This is a genomic window from Bacillus sp. 05T22, assembly GCF_056396765.1.
The window spans coordinates 1-1,892 of the sequence record NZ_JBFTMC010000228.1; the positions used below are offsets into that span (position 1 = coordinate 1).

Sequence of the window (1,892 nt, forward strand, 5' to 3'; positions counted from 1 at the left end):
CTAAAAAAGTCGTGAACATCCCCCACCCATTATCAGCAACACTTTTACCAAAGTTAAGTGCTCGTGACATCCCTTTCATGTTCAAGTCTTCAATTGCTACAACATCAAAGTTATCGACTAATTCTTTTGACTTATGATGAAGGAAGTTCGATTGCTTGAAAAGTTTAGTCCTATTGATAATGGAAGGATAAAAAATATAGAACAGGGCATGAATAGTAAGTATAAATATAAATATATTTGCTTTTGTAGTTATTTTTATATAGACTCGTGTATTTAGGTTAAATACACATTTTCATGAAGGTTCGATTTATTCTTGTATTGGTGAAATAATCAAGTTTCATTTGTGGTAACTTGATTTTCCATCATTTAGAGTAAGTGTAGGGGATTTTATATAAAGTGATTTTTTGAACAAAGGAGTTTTTATGAAAAAAAACATAGGTAAGAAAAAGACTGGACTACTAAAAGGAGTAATGCTGATAACAAAAATAGCTTTAGCTTCTGGTTTATCATGGGAATTAGCAAAAATGCTAGGATCAAAACATCCTTATTTGGCACCACTGACTGTTATTCTTTCTATACAAGAAACAGTCCAACATTCTGCCATGTATGCTTTTTACAGAATTATCGGCACTATTTTCGGGATTTCCGTTACCGTTTTTATTATCAATCATTTAGAAGTAAATGGGTGGACGATAGGATTATTATTGTTCGGAGGAATGTTGCTCCCAGTTATACTAAGAGTACATAAAACCATAATACATCAAGTAGCTTTAACTATCTTATTAGTTTTTGTCTTTGTTCATAAAACAAACTATTATGTCATAGATCGAATCAGAGATACTATTATAGGGGCACTTATTGCCATTATTATCCATGTAATAATTTTTCCACCCAATTATGTGAAGGAAGCTCGTCAGACATTAAGTCAATTTGGATTTCATCTTGTACAGTTGTTTGAAAGAACAGCTAATTGGGTAAATACGAATTGTGGCTCTGTTAACGGACAGCAGTTAAGAAAAGATGTGACGAATCTACTTCAGGAACTGCATCAAGCGCAAAAAGATTTTAAGCTGGCGGAAAAAAGTTTGAAATTGAATCCATTTGCTAAGAATAAAAAACAAATATTAAAACAAAACGAACAATTCCTTGTGCAGTTAAAGGTAGGGTATATCTATCTTTCTAATATAATCAATACATTCAGTGACTGGTCTAACACAGACTGCATTTCAAAAACGGATCAACAACAATGGACGATTCAACTACAAATGCTAGGAAGATACATAGAAAATCAACTCAATAAGAGTTCAGAGGATCGTCAAAATTCTAGGGTTTCTAAATTTCACCTAGATTTATTAGACTTATCTTCGATTTCTGTACAAATCAATATCTCACCAGAATTAGAGCACTATAGATATCAATTGGGTTTGTATAATGAAACGCTTAAATTTATTCAAGAGTTAAGGAAGGATAATTATTACTAGCTCGGTTCTTGTACAAAAAAATCTGCGGGGATGCTAGGTTAGCAAAAAAGTTTCTTCTTAACATGCCGAAATCTATGTTTTAACAAAAAAGATCTACCTTTAAGCATTCGGATTATAATTTAAAATATAAATTTTCAAAAAATATATTGACAATAAAACGAACAAAGTCCTATAATACGTGTAACAACTGAAAGTTAATTAAGAATTTTCTAACTTTCATATATTTTATATGCAAAGAAGAGGAAAGTAGATGATTATGAAAGTTTCAGAGAGCTGCCCCGTGGCTGTGAGGGTGGTAACGATTGAATCATTGAAAATCACCTTGGAGCATCGCTTGCGAAAGGAAAACTGAGTAGAGGGCGGCGGTTTCATCTCCGGTAAAAGGATGAAAGTCTGATAGGACTTACAAAG

General features: G+C 32.5%; 1 protein-coding gene and 1 pseudogene. One reads left to right on the forward strand and one right to left on the reverse strand.

The window, feature by feature from the left end:
- Positions 1-157: pseudogene (locus AC1DIT_RS27995) on the reverse strand (RNA-guided endonuclease TnpB family protein); the annotation flags it as partial.
- Between the two features lie 265 nt (positions 158-422).
- Between AC1DIT_RS27995 and AC1DIT_RS28000 the strand changes: the two are divergent.
- Positions 423-1,481 carry an FUSC family protein gene (locus AC1DIT_RS28000; RefSeq protein WP_016114376.1) on the forward strand — a complete coding sequence of 353 codons (1,059 nt, stop codon included), beginning with the start codon at positions 423-425 and terminating at the stop codon, positions 1,479-1,481.
- Positions 1,482-1,892 lie beyond the last annotated feature (411 nt).

What these genes read in the sequence shown, in the direction of transcription:
- AC1DIT_RS28000 (WP_016114376.1), top strand. Translation starts at nt 423, where the DNA reads ATGAAAAAAAACATAGGTAAGAAAAAGACTGGACTACTAAAAGGAGTA.